Source organism: Cohnella phaseoli (assembly GCF_003386235.1).
GTDB lineage: Bacteria > Bacillota > Bacilli > Paenibacillales > Paenibacillaceae > Cohnella > Cohnella phaseoli.
In genome coordinates this window covers 72,224-89,212 of record NZ_QRDZ01000021.1, presented here as the reverse complement: position 1 = coordinate 89,212, position 16,989 = coordinate 72,224, and the positions used below count along the sequence as shown (strand labels likewise).

Genomic DNA, 16,989 nt, shown 5'->3' with positions numbered 1-16,989 from the left:
CCGCCACTTCTGGCGAATTTAACGCGGGTTTTCCGCTCTATTCGGCGTTTCCGCCACTTCTGGCGAATTTAACGCGGGTTTTCCGCTCTATTCGGCGTTTCCGCCACTTCTGGCGAATTTAACGCGGGTTTTCCGCTCTATTCGGCGTTTCCGCCACTTCTGGCGAATTTAGCGCGGGTTTCCCGCTCTATTCGGCGTTTCCGCCATCCTACTTGGCGAATTTAACGCGGGTTTCCCGCTCTATTCTACGATTCCGCCACTTCTGGCGAATTTAACGCGGGTTTCCCGCTCTATTCTACGATTCCGCCACTTCTGGCGAATTTAAAGCGGGTTTTCCGCTCTATTCGGCGTTTCTGCCACTTCTGGGCCTGTTAAAGTCCGCTATAAATTTTGCAACGTTAAAAAACAACCCGCCGCATCTTACAGACGCGGTCGGGATTCTGCTCACCTATAGTTTTTTCTCGTACATGCTGTAGGTTCCCGAGGAATTGACGCCCTCTCCTACAAAATCATAATTCAGGTTACGGTAAAACTCGTTAAGCGCCGGGATGCTGGACAGGCAATCCAAGCGAATAATCCCTTTATGTAGCTGCTCCGGGACAAAGCTCTCGGTCCACTGCATAATCTGCTTGCCGACGTCCCTTCCCGCATATTTACGATTAACAGCGAGACGATGCAAATAGATGGCGGCCCCATCCTCCGCTTTACCGGCCCACAGATGGCGATCCCATGAGTTAGGCTGCTCCATCAGAATGACCATGCCCGCGATTTTGCCATCGTCCCTGAAAATGTAAACCTCTCCGCGATTAACCGCTTCAGGCGTATTGTGCGAGTCTTCGCCCCTCAATAGAGCGTTCCATTGCGTAGAGCCTTTGCGAAGCAGCCATTCCGCCGTGTTCGCCAGCAAACGCATAATTTCCGTCGTATCTTCCGGTTCCGCCCGTTCAACGCTTGTGAAAATGGACATATAACGCCTCCCGTTCCTCTAGAACTAGAATAAGATTAGAATTCCCGTGCAGCTGAAGAATTAACCCGTGCAAGCCTATTCAACGTCGAAATCGAAATATTTCTTCGGGTATGGCTCGTCCTTCAGCGTGTAATGCCACCACTCTTTATTATAAGGCTTAAAGCCGTGTCGCACCATAGCATTCTTAAGCAGTTCGCGATTGGCGGTCTGCTCCGCCGAAATCTTCTTCGTGCCATGACTGGAAATATCGCCGAAAAAATCGTACGGTCCGCCCATATCCAGCGGAACGCCGGTGTCCGCGTCCGCAACCGTCAAGTCGATGGTGCTTCCTCGCGAATGCCCCGATTTGGAGGCCACGTAACCAAGCTTAAACACTTGCGATTTGTCGACGTCCGGGTAGAAAACGTCCTTCATCGCCGTGTCCTCCACGTCCGCCGCCCAGCGGATAAAATGAGCTACAGCCTTCGTCGGACGGTAGGCGTCGTAGATAAGGAGCGCATACCCGGACTGCTTAAGCTCCTCGTTCGCCCCCAGCAGCGCCTGAGCCGCCTCCTCTGTCGCGATCGCTACAGGCGCTTTATAGCCGTCGACTACCGCACCGACAAAATTGTAATCCGACGCGTAACGAATCTCGAACAAAGCATCCGGTATGTACTCGTCAAGATAGACGAACCCATCAGGCAATGCCCCTCTTGCAGGGGAAGAAACCGGGGGAGGCGAAGGCTGCTGTTGCGATTCCAAGCTCGGTTCCGTCTCCAGGCTCTGTTCCGTCTCCAGGCTAGGTTGCGTCCCTAGATCCGGTTCCGTCCCTAGCTCCTGTTGGGATTCCGGCCCCGAATCCATCCCGCTATCTGTCGCCGAGCCGCTTTCTCCCGTCTCTTCGATGGATGCGCCCTCTTCAACTCCCTGAGCCTCGGGGATATTGCTAGAAGCGGTAGGGATGGACACCGGAGAAGTCGAAGCGTCCGTCCCCGCCCCTTCCGCGTCATTGCCGCAAGCAGAGAGCGCCAACGCCAGAAGCAGCGCCGACATCTGAAGGTTTTTTCCTCGCTTGCGAAATTTCATCGCTCGTCCTCCTCTCTCGACCGTCGGCCGCCATGCAGTTATAATTGTAATAGATCAGTGAAAACGGAGGGAGAACGATGTCCGAAACCCGACGCGTCGACTGCATGAAATGCCGCCACTACTATATTACCTGGGATCCGAACTTCCCGAAGGGCTGCCGCTCGTTCGGCTTCAAATCCGCCACGTTGCCCAGCCTGACGGTGTTATCCTCCTCGGGCCAGCCCTGCATGAGCTTTGAGCCGAAGCCGGCCAGTAATCACGCCTAGCCTTTGTTACTTGAACTTCTTCCAATCGAGCGAAGACTCGTTCAGCAAATATCCGAAATCCTGCTCCCGCTTCTTCTGCTCGGCCTCCTTGGCCGCTTGGGCTTCCAGCCTTTTCGCCTCCTTAAGCTTAGCTTCATCCTGCTTAAGCGTCTCGGCCTGCAGCTTCAGTTTGGCCAATGTGTCCGCGCCCAGCCTATCCTTCAGCGTCGCGCCCTGCTGCTCGCTCCGCTCCCAAGAAGCGCCCGAATCTTTCGCAGCAGCGGGGCTTGGACGCCTTTTGTTTCCTTTCGCCATCTGATATTCCTCCTTCGCGATGTCGATGTCGGGATCCGCTCGTCGTTCCTCTAAGCTCATTATGCCTCGGGATCGTCCAACTCCTCGATCACTTCAAGCAAACGGTCGGGAAAGTCCGTATGGACGCCGTCGACTCCCCATTTTACCGCATTCTCCATATTGACTTGGTAGTTGACCGTATAGGGGTAGATCAGCAAGCCGGACTGTTTGACTTTATCCACGTAATCCTCGTTGATCCGCAAGTAGTTCGCTCCGATCCCGTTCGCATATTCTCCAATCTCGCTTAACGTGCGCTCCGAAATCCGCGCCGGGCGATTGTACCATAGCAGTTGGAACAGCGGTACGTCCTTGTCCCACGTTCTGATCTTCAACAAGCTGGCCGGACTGAACGACTGGACCGCGACATATTTTCGCAAATCGTATTCTTCGACGAGAGCCCACATTTTCTCCTCCATGCCTGGGGAGTCCTCCGGGTCCTTCGTCTCCAGCATGTAACGGGTATCCTTGCCGAACGCCTCGAATATTTCTCTAAGCGTCGGAACTTTCTCGTTCGCATAGTCGTCCCTCGCATAAATCGGATGCTTCTCGTTGAACCACGAGCCGGCGTCGAGCGCCTTGATTTCCGCCAGCGTCATGTCCTTCACGGCGCCCTTGCCGTTTGTCGTGCGATTCACCGACGTATCATGCATAGCGACTAGCTCTCCGTCCGCCGTCATCTGAACGTCAATCTCGATATAATCGGCCCCCATCTTGACCCCCAGACGATAGGAGGAGAGCGTGCTTTCCGGCGCGTAGCCGGAAGCTCCGCGATGGGCGATCGTTACGATTTTCTTATCGGACAGAAACAGGCTCGGAAAATCGAGGAACGACGCGGACAAGGAATAGATCAGACCGACAAGAGCGGTAAGCAGCATCAAATGCAACGCATACAAGTACCCTCTGGAAATATTCACTGACTCCTGCAGCTTCTTGAACATGTATGCCTCCCTGCGATGTCCGATTTCTTGATACTACCATGTTTGGACGTCGGCTGAAAAGGATATGCCAAAAAAGCGCATGTCCCCGCAAGATCGTCTCAAACGATCCATAGCGGGGACGTACGCTTTAGCAGATGCCGGCAAACCGCAACCCGAGAGGGCGGGCTGGAGCAAGAAACCAATGGCTGAATTGCAGCCCGATTGTTCCGACTATAGCGGGCAAAAGGCGGCGTTGGCTAGGCGGCAGCCCGACTTATCGGGCTGCTGCGGAGTGCGCGGGTCCGCGCTATGCTGTTAGTTCGTTTGTTTGCCGAGCTGCACGGAGGCGATCGGCTCTTGATGCGGCTTGACTTTGCGGATGAAGAAAGCAAGTACAAGCGCCGCGACCGTCATCCAAGTCGAGATGGCAAACGAATGGTTGATACCGTAGATCGTACCTTGTTGCGTCACCTCGAGCATAGCCGCTTGGTTCGCGGGATCGATGTTGTTCTGAACGACCAGTTCCTTAACGCGGCTAGTGGCTGCGTTCGTCATAAGCGTAACGAGGAACGCCGTTCCAAGCGCTCCGGCAACGTTCCGCAGCGTCTGGGACATCGCCGAGCCGTGCGCGTTCAGGCGCTGCGGCAGCTGGTTCATGCCCGCAGTCTGAATCGGCATCATGAGCATCGACATGCCGAACATGCGCAGCGAATACATAATAATGAGGTGCGTGTAGGTCGTGTCCACCGTCAGCTGGCTGAACTCGTAAGTCGTATACGTCGTGATGATCAGACCGACGACGGAAAGCCAGCGAGCTCCGACTTTATCGAAAATGATACCGGTAATCGGGGACATAATGCCCATCAGAATGGCTCCGGGCAGCAGCAACAGTCCGGCATCCATCGGCGAGAAGCCGCGAATGCTCTGTAGATAAATCGGAAGCAGGATCATGCCGGAAAACATCGCCATCGTAATAATGACGTTAATAACGGTAGTCAGGGAGTACATATCGTACTTGAATACGCGGAATTCGAGAATCGGCTTGTCGATTGTCCACTCTCTCCAGAAGAACAATGCAAGCGCGACGATGCCAACGACCAAACTGACGATGACGCGCGTGCTGTCCCATCCGTCGTGGCCCGCATCGCTGAATCCGTACAGAAGACCTCCGAAGCCAAGCGTCGAGAACACGATACCGAGGGAGTCGAGCTTGGGCATCGTATTTTTGGTGACGTTCTTCATCGATACTGCGCCGAAAATAAGCGAGAACACCGAGATCGGCAGCACGATGTAGAACAGCACCCGCCAGTCGTAATGCTCGACGACCCATCCGGACAGCGTCGGACCTACGGCCGGAGCGAAGATCATCGCCAAGCCCATCATGCCCATCGCTTTGCCGCGTTCTTCAATCGGGAAGATCGTCAGGAAGATGACCGACATCAGCGGCATTAGAATGCCCGCTCCCGCAGCTTGAATCAAGCGGCCGGTCAGTAGGAGCTCGAAATTAGGCGCTACCGCACAAATCACCGTACCGAACGTAAACAAACCGACGGCGGCCATGAACAGCTGCCTGGTCGTAAAACGATCGATCAAAAATGCGCTGACGGGGACGAGCACGCCGTTGACCAGCATGTAGCCTGTCGACAGCCATTGGATCGTATTCGCGTTAATGCCGAGATCCTCCATCATGACCGGCAAAGCCACGTTCAGCAGCGTCTGCGACAGAATCGCGACGAACGCGGCGATAATAAGCGCGGCGACGATCGGACCTCTTCTAAGATTACTTGTACTCATGGTTCTCTTCCTCTCTCTGTCTCTGTATGATGTTCACAATTTGCTTGTGTATGCGTTGCAGCTCCGCAACGTCTTCCGTTGAAATCTGGGAAATAATTGCTGTCAGCTGCGATTGCCGCAGCGCTTTGACTCGGCCCGCCAAGTCTCGACCCTCGGACGTAAGCGTTAGCGAGATCGACCTGCGGTTCGTCGGCGGACGTTCGCGAGATAGCCAGCCTGCCCGCACCATTCTGTCCACAATGCCGCTGGCCGTGCTGGTGACGGAAAAAATTTTGTCGGACAGTTCGTTAAGGCCGATGCCCGGATTCTCGCTGACGATCTTCAGCACGAAATATTGAATCGCGGTAATGCCCAAACGCTGAGTCGTCTGCGTCATCGACTGATGAAACGCTTGATTGACCTCGCGAAACGACTGAAAAATCATTTGGATGTCTTCATTCTCCTGCAGCGGGAATTCCCCCTTTCTCCTTTCCTCTGTACAGTTATCGTTCGCAAAGGAACATTTCGCATACGAAATAACATACGCTCTTTTCGTTCGTATGTCAATGTTTACATATGTAAAAATGATCATAAAGATTCTGGAGAAATAGAAAAAGGGGCTGTCTCATAAGTAAAAGAGTCGTTCGAAAAGATGATCGACAGAGGTTGTCGTGCATGTATCCCCTGCGATGCTATCGATCATCTTCCACGATCCTACTTATGAGGCAACCCCTTTGCCCGATGTCCCCTTATTGCTTGGCAAATTCGATAAATTTGTCTACGACGCGATCGATATGGCGCACCGTCGACTCGTCGACCAGCCGGCTCGTCGTTTCGTCGAACTTGAGCGCGGCAGAGCTGATGATGATCTCGTTGCCTGCTGGCGGCAGCAGCCTCGCCTGGATGCCGGGGCTTGCAAGGATTTCGCGCAGATGAAGCTGGGCGCGGATCGTTCCCATCACTCCGGGGGATACTCCCGCCGTCATAACCGGCTTGCCGATCAGCACCTTGTCGACGCGCGATAGCCAATCGATCGCGTTCTTCAGCACCCCGGGAACGGACCAGTTGTATTCCGGCGTCACGATCAGCACACCGTCCGCGGCGGCGATTTTGCGCAGCAGCGCATGAACCTCCCGAGGAGGATTCAGCTCGATGTCTTGGTCGAAGAACGGAAGAGATCGAATGTCCGCGATTTCCAGATCCATTTTGTTAATATAGCGTTCCTTCATCGTGAGCGCCAACTGCATGTTGTAGGAACCCTGTCTCAGACTTCCGATTAGTACGGCGATTTTCAACATTCGATCGCAACCCCCTTTAATTGGATTTCTCTTTCCTTATATTAACACCGCTGTAACAAAAGACAAACCTTATTTTACACACGTCCTCAGCCGAAACGCAGCTCGACGCCCTCGGGCAACAGTCCGCTCACGAGCTCTGTCAGTTCCGGGTTTTCCTGCAGCTCCGACGCCACACACGCAACCAGACCCGAATCGTCCCTGGAGCGGATCAGCCTGCCGATGCCCTGTTTGAGACGCAGCAGCATGTACGGCAAATCCACCTCATGATACGGAGATGCGGCGTCAAGACGCTTGGCGGCGAATACCGGGTCGTTCGGGGGAAAAGGCAGAGACCAGACGATAACGTTGGATAAGGACGGTCCGGGAACGTCCAGTCCTTCCCATAACGTGACGGCGCACAGCACCATCGTCTCGTTCGCTTCGAATTCCGCGATCAGGCGGCTGATCTCGCCCTCTCCTTCGAAAACGAAATCGAGATGCGATAGCTCTTCGCAGCCGGAAACGGCCGCCTGGAACTCAGCAAGCTCCTCGCGGGACGGAAATAGCATCAGCGCCCTGCCTCCGGTCCGAAGCAGCATACGAGCAGCCGCCTTCAGTTTGCCGGAAAAGCCGGATTCGCCTTCCCTCAGCGGACAAAGCGCCTCCATTCTCCCTGCGTATTCATAAGGAGAAGCCACGCTGAACGACAAGTACCGATCAATTCCGAGCGTGTCGGCCAAATAGTCAAAGCTGCCGTTGACGGACAGCGTCGCCGATGAGAAGACGATCGGCATCGAACGGGAGAATACGCCTTCGCGCAGCACCTCTTTGACCGCCTTCGGCATAATGACCAGCGTCAGTCCGGTGGGGCTGTCAGTGGCCCAACATATGAGCGAACCGGAGCTTTGGAACAGCCCTAGCGCCTTCTGCATCATCTCCAGATGCTCCTCGACGATTCGCAGCTGGTATCCGTCCAAGGTGTACAATTCGCTCTCGAACACCAGCTCTTCTTCTATCGCGTCGAGCGTCCCGCGCAGACGGGCAACCGCCCCGTACAACTCGCCGTTCAACCGGACCTCTCGCCTGTCCGAACCGGGAACGACGCGGCTATGACGATCCAGCAGCACGAACAGCTCTTCGCTTCTGTCGATCGCTTCGTCGATGAGCACGGCGAGTATCTCGCGAATATCGTTCTTCAGCAGCCGAGTGACAAGCTGCTCGAAGCTCTCGTGCTTGATGCGGTACGTCAGCGCCTTCTGCGCCGCCGATTCCAGCAGATGGCCTTCGTCGAACACGACGGCGCAATGCTCGGGAAGCAGCGGAAGCTGTCCTTCTCTTCTTCTGCCCTCATAAGTCCAGATATGCTCCATATAAAAATCGTGAGAGCAAATGATCAGATCCGCCGATTGGCGGTAAAACTCGCGGGACAGCGTCTGTCCGCAGCGATGTCGCTTGTCGCACACGAAGCAGTCCTGGAACGGGTCCCAATTGACTTTGTCCCATTGGCGATCGTTCAGATGCGGGTACATTTTGCGATCCCCGTAAGCGTGAAACGACTGCATCCCCTCGCTCTTGTGCACGAACGCCGGAAGCTGCTCGTACAACTCGCGGTACAACTCCGGATCCTCATACTCTGTTCTGGCGCGATCAAGCTTGTTCAGGCACAGATAGCGGTCCTGAGACTTGGCTAGCCTGGCGTCGATCGAAAGCCCCAGATGCTTCGTCAGCTTGGCGATGTCGCCTTCCGGCTTGACTAGCTGCTCAATGAGCGATTCGTCGGCGCAGGCGATGATCGCAGGCTTGCGATGATAGCGGGCATAGCTGACCGCATACAGCAAATAGGCCAGCGTCTTGCCCGTTCCTACGCCCGCCTCCGCGAAAATCGTTCGCTTGTCCGCGAACGCTTTTTCCAATTGAAACGCCATGTAAATCTGTTCGTCGCGAACTTCGAAGCCGGCCTCGGGCAGCGCGTCGTAGAAGACGTCAGCGACCCATTCTCCGACCTGTTGCACATAAGGTTTACCCGGCTCTACTGCAAAAGGATACCGATTCAAAGAATAATGCCTCCACAACCAGATTATCGAGTCATTATCACACTTTCAGATCGGAAATGCAAAGGTTGAATCGAGGTTTCGCTACCCGATGATGCAGCCCGCTTGCTCGTCTTGTCGTCATCCTCCTCTGTCCCCCGTTTGTCAAGCGCCTCCGGATGTGAAAAATCTCATCGTATTCTAAGAATGGGGCCGAGCCCCTTGGAAGACGCATTTTTCGCTTATTAGTAGAAAATGATGGGTCAAAATGATGTGGTAAAGTGGGTTGCAGAGGAAAGACGAAGGAAAAACAAAAGGAGGCATTTCAATATGAAATATCCGATTGCAAAATATAAATTCAACAAAGTCGTACTGGGCGCGACGCTCGGTCTGACGATCGCTTTCTCCGCAGGAACGATGTTCGCGGATGGCCATGCCGCCCACGCCGCGGCAGCCGCCGTTCAGACGACAGCCGCTAACGGCGCGGCGCATTCGATCGCGGACGACGTCATCGCCGTAGGAAAGAAGTTTATGGGCGTCCGTTATTTATACGGAGCCGAGTCGGATCGTACCGATGCGTTTGACTGCTCTTCGTTTACCCAGTACGTCTTCAACCAGAACGGAATTAGCATTCCCCGTTCTTCGCGACAACAAGCGCAAGTCGGCGTATACGTTCCGAAGAGCCAGCTTCAGGCGGGCGACCTGATCTTCTCCGACACGAACCGCGACGGCGTCATTAATCACGTCAGCCTCTATATCGGAGACGGCAAAATTCTTCACACGTACAGAGTCGGCATCGGCGTCACGATTTCTGAATTCGAGGGCAGCACTTGGGACAAAACTTATGTGACGGCACGCCGTGTCATTCCCGCCGATACGTCGTCCGACAACGGACAGTCGCAGACGGATCAAGCTACGACGACGGACGACAAGGAATCGACGGATATGAATGACAGCGGCCTCTTCTTCTTCTATTAGTAGCTATAAACCTCCAGTTCGTTCACCCGGGCGTAGCTGCTTGCAGCGTCGCCCTGAGTGCTATACACGCGAATTTTGGAGCCGGTCACGGCAGCGAACGTATGTGTCCGGTGCGCGGATGAATTGCCGGTCACAGCCGGGAAAGCGTTTACCCAGGATGAACCGTTCCACACCTGGATCTGGTACCCTCTGAGCTCGTACCCGCTTGTCGTATACAGCTCCACCCGGCCGAAGGTTTTATTTGAGCCAAAGTCGATCTCAATCCATTGCGGCATTGCAGGCGATGCGCTTGCCCAACCGTTAAAATCGGTCGAAGCAATGCCGTCGTTGACTTTGGAAGCCGCATACCCGTTGGCGGTATCCGTACCGGATGCCGCTGCCGTGCCGCTCCTGGCTATATTCGTTAACGTATACAAGAGCGTCACCGGACCATACGCGCGATTGCCGGCAATCCCGCTGCTCCATCCGCCGCCATTGTTATAGATAGATCCGTTCACCGTCCCTGTCCCAAGCGCGATCGTCGTATCGTCGCTATGCCAGTAATCTCCGCCGTAATCTTCGGTGCTGGTTAGCAAATATGACGTGGCTGGCTGCAGACTGACGTTTGCAGCCAGCTTGCAGTATTGATAACCTTGCGAATCCGGAACAGCGGTCGAAGTGCTGACGCTGCACGCTCCGACCAACGACTTGTCGCTGTCCTTTCGCAGCTTGAGCGTATGTGTCTTGTAATTTCCGGCCACCGCCTTCCTGCCCAATCCTTGCAGGGTAATCTCCGTAGCACCCGTCGTAAATTTGAAGCCGACTTCCCCGTTGCTGTCATTGCGGAGCGTTCCCGGCACTTGCGACGTCACCAGCCCGGTACCCGCAGGAGCTCCAATGACCGATGGAGGCACCGGCACGAAGCTTGGGCTTACCGTGTTCGCCGTATTTTTCGCAAACACAAATTCTCCGTAACTTCCCCCATACGTACTGCGAGCAAAACTGTTGTTGAACACGTTGTTCGTTACGATGCCGCTGCCTCCGGCAAAATAAATCCCTTCGCTGCTGTTGCCGGGATTGTTGCCATAGTGACTCACAATGTTGTTGTCGATGACGGTATCGATGTCCGGCAGACCCGAATTGTTATAGTGGAAAATACCTGCTCCTGCCGTGTTGCGAATGTTCATGTTGCGGAGCGATATGTTCTTCCCGACGCCCTCGAAGTCGAAGCCTACGCCGTCATAATTCTGGTCGGGATGTCGGCTCACATTGACGATTTCGCCGCCGATCACTTCTACGTTCTTCGAGTAGGCGATAACAAAACCAGCGGACCCAAACGGATTGGACACCCCTCCGATATTTTTCGCAACCAGATTCGTAAAGACGCCTCCATCAACAAACAAAGCGTTAAATCCCCACATGCCTCCTCCATCGATCGTTAAATCCTGCATGATGACTTTCTTCACCCACAGGTGCTCGGATGGATTAAAGCCGGTAACCGGCGCACCGAACCATGTCGCCGTATCGCAATTGTAGAAATTGACATTCTTGATCGTCAGATTGGTCAAGGCAGTTAATCTCCCGGGCGCATTCACCTTGTCCGAATAAGGCGGGGAGACCGCATCTGCCATCGTCTTGACGCTGATCCCGGCAGAGGTGTGATTATAAGACGTTGGCGCACTGTTGTATGCCGAAGTCATATTGCGGATCGTCAAATTCTCGATCCAAATATAATCCTTATTATAAACATGATCATATTGAAGCCTGATCCCTTCCCATGCGTTAGACAATTCGAGATTGGCGATTTTCCAACCCCCCTTACCATTTAGGAGAATGGCAATCGAATCTATCGTTCCGGGAGCAATGATCGGCTTGTTCCCCGTACTGTAGGAGGACAACAGAATAGGCTGGCTTGCCGTACCTTCCCCTTGAAGATTCAATGTCTGACCGGTCCAAGCTGCACCGCTCTTGAGTAGAACTTGGTCGCCGGCGGAAAAGGTCTTGGCGTTAACTGGCGTAAAATCGCACCAAGGAGCAGCCGTTGACGTTCCCGCCCCGGCATTGTTGCAGCCGGAACCGCTCTGATTGTTGACGTAATACACGGCCGCGCTGGCCTCCCCAGGTTTCACCAACAGTAAAACGGCAACGAATGCGGCAGCGAAAAACAACATCCCCAGCATTTGACGCTTGCTCGACATAGTAGAGCCTCCCTTTGTCAGTCGGATAGATGTATCAGCGCCGAAGTTCGTCTACTCCTGCAGCTGGTAAAGCCGATAAATGAATACGGCCGCTTCCGCTCTGCTCGTAAGCGAGCCTGGTCTGAACCTGTTACCGTCCCCTTGGATAAGCCCTTGGGCAGTCAACGCGGCGACGCCTTCCTTGGCATATTCGGCAAGGTTGGCCGCATCCTCGTAACCGTCCAGCATGTCCCTTTCGGACGGGAGAATGACATTCGCGGCCGCAAGCGCGCGGTACGCCAGAACGGCCATTTCCTGTCTCGTGATTGGGGCATCGGGCTTGAAACGGTTGCCGGCATCCCCCTTGGCAATGCCAAGCTCTCTAGCCGTCTGCACCGCTGACGCATAATAAGCGAAGGACGGAACATCGGAGAACTGGCTACGGGCTCCCTCTCCATCTGCGAGCTCCAGCGTCTTCATTAACAACACGAGGAAGTCCGCTCTCTTCACCGGCAAGTCCGGTCCGTAACGGCTCGCAGACAGGCCGTTCACGATTCCTTTGCCGGCAAGCGCCTCCACGGATTTCCTGGCCCAAGGCACTCCGGTCAAATCGGCGAAGCTTTTGGCGCTATAGGCGATAGCGAAGGAACTGAAATGCTTCGTCCGGAAGGTCATGCCTGACCGCGACGCATCGTATCGTCCGTTAGAGACGACCACGGCTTTCCCGGACTCGTCGATGTACCAGACGACAAGCTTCTCCGGACTGAGCGACTCGTGCGAAGAAGGCGTATATGGAATCGTCACGCGGGCGGACGACCGGTTATTCTGCCAATGAACCCGCTGGCCGTTGACGCTCATATTCAATTCCAGCACAGGCCTGTCGCCGATCCCCTCCGTCAAGACGCTGTCCCGATCCTTCCATTCCTGCAAGGAAAAAGAGAATTCCACGACATCGGCGGCCTTGAGCTTCAAGTCATGAAGCATATCCCCGGATACAACCAAGTTTCCGTGAGGTGTGGACAACGTCCAGCTCACCCCTCTGTCCTCCGCGCTCAGCGCTTCGGAGGGCAGTTTGATCCGATATGCCTGCGCGCCAGGAGCCGTCTGCATGCGCACGATCAAATGCCTGACTCCCTGGTCGTCCGGCTTGGCCAGTTGTACCGCTTGACGGAACAGTGTCGCCGCGATGGAAAGCTGCGACGACCGACCCGCTTCGTCATAAACGGCGGGAGGCTTCAAGATAACCCCGCCTGTGGAAGTCAACTCAAGAAGCGCTTCCGTAACCGCTCCTGGTTGTGCCGGGGGCTGAACCGGAGGCCCCCCGGGAACGACGGAGGATTCAGTGTACGTGTAGAGCGTCTCCAGTCGGGGAGCATTGGGGCCGGAAGAATAACCGATCGCGCTAATCCTGTACGAACCCGCCTCCAAGGCTTGGGACTGATAGACAAACTGGAAGCTTCCCTGCGCATCACTCTTCGTCTGATTGAAATAAGCCAACTTGCCGTCCGGATCGATAACCGTAATCAGGACATCCTGGTTAGCCGCGGCGGCTAAACGTCCCTTAACGGTAACTGACAAGTCGGAAGAACGAATGGAAACGGCCAATTCATCCTCTTCCGCCGCTCCTGCGAATCCCGGGGCGGTAAACAAGAGCAATGCCGCCAATATGGCTAGTATCCTTTTTCTCATCGGGCATTCTCTCCTTTATTCTGAAGTCAGGACTGCCGCTTCGCTAAGCACCGCCGACGGGGCCATTAGATCGCTGCCGCCGATCACGAAGATTTTGGCCTTGTAGCCGGCAATCGCTTCCGGCAGCTTAAAGCCGGCGGACAAGGAGCCCGTTTCGCCCGGCGCCAGAGTTCTCGTATTGTACGAGAAGCTGACCAATGCTCCGTCCGTTCCTGTATGATCGTATAGCCCAACGACCATCGTGATCGTACGGCTGGCATTCGACAGATTGGTAAATTGGGCGTTGCCGGTCAGCAATTGACCTCCTGCAAGCACAGCCGGATTCGTCACGCTCCCGACTTTGAAGGAAGAATCGATCGAATATTCCGCATTCGTCTTCACAGTGTAAACGACGGCGCCGAGACCTTCCGTCGACGTGAGCACGAGCTTCATTCCGTTCTCCAGCTTGCCGCTGGTAACAAGAGTTGATCCATCCGCCTTGTACAGAGCGAACGTTGCGTTCACGACAGCCAGCTTACTCTTAAACGTATCGACCGCTTCTCCGGTCGGTACGCCGGACACGGTCATTCGCTCGTCATCGATCTCGTAAGCCGATGACGTGAGAATCGCTTCATTCGTATAGACTTTGAACTCCTTGGCCGTAGCCCAATTGCCCCAGCCTTCGATCATTGTGAGCTTTACATAGCGGTAAGTTCCCTCGACCGCATGCGTGAACGACGGCCCCTGTTCGGTATTCGCCGTCTGATCTACGATCGTCGTCCAGTCTTCTCCATTAAGAGAGCCTTGAACGGTATATTTCCAAGGATCGTTCGTCAGGAACAGCTGATCGATTCCGCTCAAGCTGTAGGCTCTGCCCAAGTCCACCTCCAGCCATTGCGGCAAGTCTCCGTTGGCGGCTACCCAGGAAGTCGCTTCATTGCCGTCGATTGCCATCAAAGGCGAGGAACTGGGCGCATTGTTGCTAGAAGCCGTAATGATTTTGCCGCGGGAGACGACCGCATCGGCCTCCTGTTTCTCCGCGAAGATTACGGTGCGATAAGCGGAAGCGTCTCCAATCGCATTTTCGCCTTGTCCGAAGTTGGTCAGAATGCCCTTCAATTGACCGTTAGCCTTGAAATCTCCGATCATTAGACCTATGCCCATTTTCATGCCCGGGACGACTTGGAAAGACTCTCCGTTTTTCTTCAATGCGTCCCAGGGGATGAAGGCTTCCAATGCATAACCGTCTCCTGTCAGCTTACCCGCAACCTTCACGCCTGCCCGGTAATCGGAACTTCCCCATTTCCAATGCTCGAACCATGTTCCGGCCCCTGAATGATCGGCTCCCGAGGTTGGAACGAAATCGAAAATGTAAGCGTCGGCCGTACCGCTGGTCTTCTTGTTAAGCGGATCAAGCGTCACCTGAATCACATCGTTGTTATTCAACGGATCTCCCGTCCCGTAGGGATTGAAGTACTCGCTATCCTTTACTTCTCCCGCCAAATACAGACCAAACCGATCCCAGATCAGTCTGAGCTCGCCGGTCAAATCCGTGTGCGCGCCTCCTCCGATCAGGCTGCCGTCGCCATTGGCGACCTGCTTCTCGTAGCTCATCTCAATGATGTCGGCAGAGCTCCATTCTTCCGAACCCACGTTGCCGTCAAGCTTCGGCGCAGCGCTGGTCTTGTTAACGGTCATGGGCGCCGTCGCCTTGCTTGCACCGAAGAAAACGCCGCTGATCACCGCGCGCTCTCCTTCCACAACTGTGGTTTTCACCTTCACCGGACCAGCCGCATTGAACACATAGTACTTGCCTTCGCCGAAATCGGAAATTTCCTTCTCCGCGATCAAGACCTCTCCGCCGGCACCTTCAACCCAAACTTTCTGTTTCAGACCCGATCTGTTCCAGTCCACCATATACAGCGCAATTTGATGGACAAGACCGTCCTTCAGGTTGAGATCGTAAACCAGTTCCGCTCCTCGGTCGGCATATACGGCTGCAGCCCTCCTGTGCTCGCCTTTCGCATCGGTAAGAGCCCGATAGTCCGCACTGTCGGTTTCCCATACGACGCTGTCCGTTTGCCCGCTTACGGCGAATTCCACATAATCCGGCAGCTTGTCCTCCCCTTGCTCTATCCGGTAGCCTTCCTTGCCGAATCGGTCTCTCCAATTGCCTGCCAGAACGTCTTCCATCCGGATGAAATCCGCCCGATTGACGTCGGGAATATAGGTCATGTTCTCGAGCGTAAATCCAGTCGTCGGCCCTTCGATAAACGGGCTGTTCGAGCTTCCCCGATCGATCGTCGAGTTCTTGATCGTCCCCGTTCCGCTATCGGGGAAGAACTTGATGCCGCCGCTGGAATTGCCCGGGCTTCTGCCAAAATTCGTTATCGTCACTGTGTCGGCATACGCACCTGCCGTTCCGCCGACGCCGCCGTTATTGAAGATCATGAGACCTGCGCCGTCCGTGCCGTCGATGACGGCGTTCCTCAGCATAATATTCGAAGCCTCCAGACCGCCCTCGAAATCGAATCCTACGCCGTCGTATCCCTGCGCACCTTTGCTGACATTGTGGATGTTCACGCCGTCGAAGACCATGTCTCTGGAATACGCGACGACGATCCCTCCGATCCCGTAAGGATTTACTCCATCGCTGTCCGCACTGACAATTCCCACATTCGAAGTGCTGATGTCGGTTACCGTCGCGTTGACCATAAAGTTGAAATTATAGCCCCACTGCTTGGAATTGGTCGAAGTGAGATCTTGAATCGTAATGTCGCCGAATCGGGCGTTAATCCCGAATCCTGCGGAATTGGTATGGCGGGATATGGCTCCCTGCCATAACGGCGAATTGATGCGATCAAAAACAATAGATTTCATCGTTATATTTTTCAGGTGAAAAGTCGAGGCGGCCTGATTGCCCATCCAGGCAATTCCTACGGAGAAATGATTGTACTTGTTGGGATTGCTATTATACGTATCGTCCATATCATGGATGAACAGATCTTCCAGCCAGATGAATTCCATGTTGTACACATTGTCGTATTCCAGATTAATTCCCATCATCGCCTTCTCCAGTTCAAGCCCCGTCACTTTCCAGCCGGCTTCGTTATGAAGAGTAATCGCCGAGGAATCGACGATCTGCGGGGAAATTACCGGTTTGCTTCCGATACCGTATGCGGACAAGGTGATCGGATTCGTCGCCGTACCGCTGCCATGGAGGACTAATGTTTCATTCGTCCACCTCTCCCCCGCCTTCAACAAAATCCGGTCTCCGGGTTCGAATGTCATTCCCGACACTTTCGCAAGCGTTTGCCATGGCGTATCTTCCGTCAGACCGTCGTTGGCATCGTCTCCCCCGGACTGGCTGACATAATAGACGGTTCCCGGATCTTCGGCATGGGCGGCAGGAACATGACCGGATAAAATTAGGTTAAAACTCAACAAACCGGCGAGAAAAAAAGAAAGCAATGAAATTCGTTTCATAGGTTTCGACCTCCACAGAGTAAGATAACGCTTTCAATTCGTACTGAAGGGATACGGCATACTGCCGACTATC

Annotated in this window: 13 protein-coding genes; 2 read left to right on the top strand and 11 right to left on the bottom strand. The window is 54.5% G+C overall.

What is annotated here, in order from left to right; all coding sequences use genetic code 11:
* Positions 1–448 precede the first annotated feature (448 nt).
* Both DFP98_RS23770 and DFP98_RS23765 read right to left on the bottom strand, forming a co-directional pair.
* Positions 449–967, bottom strand: coding sequence for a GNAT family N-acetyltransferase (locus DFP98_RS23770; RefSeq protein ID WP_116063108.1), 519 nt, complete (start codon positions 965–967; stop codon positions 449–451).
* Positions 968–1,042: 75 nt separating this feature from the next.
* Positions 1,043–2,032, bottom strand: coding sequence for a M15 family metallopeptidase (locus tag DFP98_RS23765; RefSeq protein ID WP_220377157.1), 990 nt, complete (start codon positions 2,030–2,032; stop codon positions 1,043–1,045).
* Between the two features lie 77 nt (positions 2,033–2,109).
* On the opposite strand from DFP98_RS23765, the gene DFP98_RS23760 reads away from it, so the two are divergent.
* On the top strand, positions 2,110–2,298 hold the full coding sequence (locus DFP98_RS23760; RefSeq protein ID WP_116063107.1) for a uracil-DNA glycosylase: 189 nt from the start codon (positions 2,110–2,112) through the stop codon (positions 2,296–2,298).
* A gap of 6 nt (positions 2,299–2,304) precedes the next feature.
* On the opposite strand, the gene DFP98_RS23755 is transcribed toward DFP98_RS23760, so the two are convergent.
* The 6 genes from DFP98_RS23755 to DFP98_RS23730 all read right to left on the bottom strand — a co-directional run bounded on the left by DFP98_RS23755 (position 2,305) and on the right by DFP98_RS23730 (position 8,652).
* Positions 2,305–2,592 (bottom strand): YqkE family protein, encoded by a 288-nt coding sequence (locus tag DFP98_RS23755; RefSeq protein ID WP_116063179.1) that lies wholly within the window; start codon positions 2,590–2,592, stop codon positions 2,305–2,307.
* 59 nt (positions 2,593–2,651) lie between these two features.
* The gene (locus DFP98_RS23750) at positions 2,652–3,569 is read right to left on the bottom strand and encodes a glycerophosphodiester phosphodiesterase (RefSeq protein WP_116063106.1); all 918 of its coding nucleotides are present in this window, start codon (positions 3,567–3,569) and stop codon (positions 2,652–2,654) included.
* Between the two features lie 294 nt (positions 3,570–3,863).
* A complete protein-coding gene (locus tag DFP98_RS23745; RefSeq protein ID WP_116063105.1) occupies positions 3,864–5,342 on the bottom strand; it encodes a DHA2 family efflux MFS transporter permease subunit in 1,479 nt (492 codons plus the stop codon).
* A complete protein-coding gene (locus DFP98_RS23740; RefSeq protein WP_181917902.1) occupies positions 5,329–5,766 on the bottom strand; it encodes a MarR family winged helix-turn-helix transcriptional regulator in 438 nt (145 codons plus the stop codon). Before DFP98_RS23740 ends, DFP98_RS23745 begins: the two co-directional genes overlap by 14 nt.
* Positions 5,767–6,070: 304 nt before the next feature.
* Complete coding sequence (locus tag DFP98_RS23735) at positions 6,071–6,616, bottom strand: NADPH-dependent FMN reductase (protein WP_116063178.1); 546 nt, start codon at positions 6,614–6,616, stop codon at positions 6,071–6,073.
* 89 nt (positions 6,617–6,705) lie between these two features.
* Positions 6,706–8,652, bottom strand: coding sequence for an ATP-dependent DNA helicase (locus DFP98_RS23730; RefSeq protein WP_116063103.1), 1,947 nt, complete (start codon positions 8,650–8,652; stop codon positions 6,706–6,708).
* A gap of 306 nt (positions 8,653–8,958) precedes the next feature.
* On the opposite strand from DFP98_RS23730, the gene DFP98_RS23725 reads away from it, so the two are divergent.
* A complete protein-coding gene (locus DFP98_RS23725) occupies positions 8,959–9,606 on the top strand; it encodes a C40 family peptidase (RefSeq protein WP_116063102.1) in 648 nt (215 codons plus the stop codon).
* Here DFP98_RS23725 and DFP98_RS23720 read toward each other — a convergent pair.
* From DFP98_RS23720 to DFP98_RS23710, 3 genes are read right to left on the bottom strand one after another with little or no spacing between them, the layout of a single operon-like run.
* Complete coding sequence (locus DFP98_RS23720; RefSeq protein WP_116063101.1) at positions 9,603–11,783, bottom strand: discoidin domain-containing protein; 2,181 nt, start codon at positions 11,781–11,783, stop codon at positions 9,603–9,605. The two genes, DFP98_RS23725 and DFP98_RS23720, sit on opposite strands and share 4 nt — an antisense overlap.
* A 51-nt stretch (positions 11,784–11,834) precedes the next feature.
* Positions 11,835–13,451: an S-layer homology domain-containing protein gene (locus tag DFP98_RS23715; protein WP_116063100.1), complete on the bottom strand. Its 1,617-nt coding sequence runs from the start codon at positions 13,449–13,451 to the stop codon at positions 11,835–11,837.
* 15 nt (positions 13,452–13,466) lie between these two features.
* The gene (locus DFP98_RS23710; protein ID WP_116063099.1) at positions 13,467–16,916 is read right to left on the bottom strand and encodes a discoidin domain-containing protein; all 3,450 of its coding nucleotides are present in this window, start codon (positions 16,914–16,916) and stop codon (positions 13,467–13,469) included.
* Positions 16,917–16,989 lie beyond the last annotated feature (73 nt).

Excerpts from the sequence above, each read along its gene's own strand:
- DFP98_RS23745 (WP_116063105.1), bottom strand. The coding sequence starts at position 5,342 with ATGAGTACAAGTAATCTTAGAAGAGGTCCGATCGTCGCCGCGCTTATT.
- DFP98_RS23760 (WP_116063107.1), top strand. The coding sequence starts at position 2,110 with ATGTCCGAAACCCGACGCGTCGACTGCATGAAATGCCGCCACTACTAT.
- DFP98_RS23725 (WP_116063102.1), top strand. The coding sequence starts at position 8,959 with ATGAAATATCCGATTGCAAAATATAAATTCAACAAAGTCGTACTGGGC.
- DFP98_RS23715 (WP_116063100.1), bottom strand. The coding sequence starts at position 13,451 with ATGAGAAAAAGGATACTAGCCATATTGGCGGCATTGCTCTTGTTTACC.
- DFP98_RS23740 (WP_181917902.1), bottom strand. The coding sequence starts at position 5,766 with ATGATTTTTCAGTCGTTTCGCGAGGTCAATCAAGCGTTTCATCAGTCG.
- DFP98_RS23710 (WP_116063099.1), bottom strand. The coding sequence starts at position 16,916 with ATGAAACGAATTTCATTGCTTTCTTTTTTTCTCGCCGGTTTGTTGAGT.
- DFP98_RS23770 (WP_116063108.1), bottom strand. The coding sequence starts at position 967 with ATGTCCATTTTCACAAGCGTTGAACGGGCGGAACCGGAAGATACGACG.
- DFP98_RS23755 (WP_116063179.1), bottom strand. The coding sequence starts at position 2,592 with ATGGCGAAAGGAAACAAAAGGCGTCCAAGCCCCGCTGCTGCGAAAGAT.
- DFP98_RS23750 (WP_116063106.1), bottom strand. The coding sequence starts at position 3,569 with ATGTTCAAGAAGCTGCAGGAGTCAGTGAATATTTCCAGAGGGTACTTG.
- DFP98_RS23720 (WP_116063101.1), bottom strand. The coding sequence starts at position 11,783 with ATGTCGAGCAAGCGTCAAATGCTGGGGATGTTGTTTTTCGCTGCCGCA.
- DFP98_RS23765 (WP_220377157.1), bottom strand. The coding sequence starts at position 2,032 with ATGAAATTTCGCAAGCGAGGAAAAAACCTTCAGATGTCGGCGCTGCTT.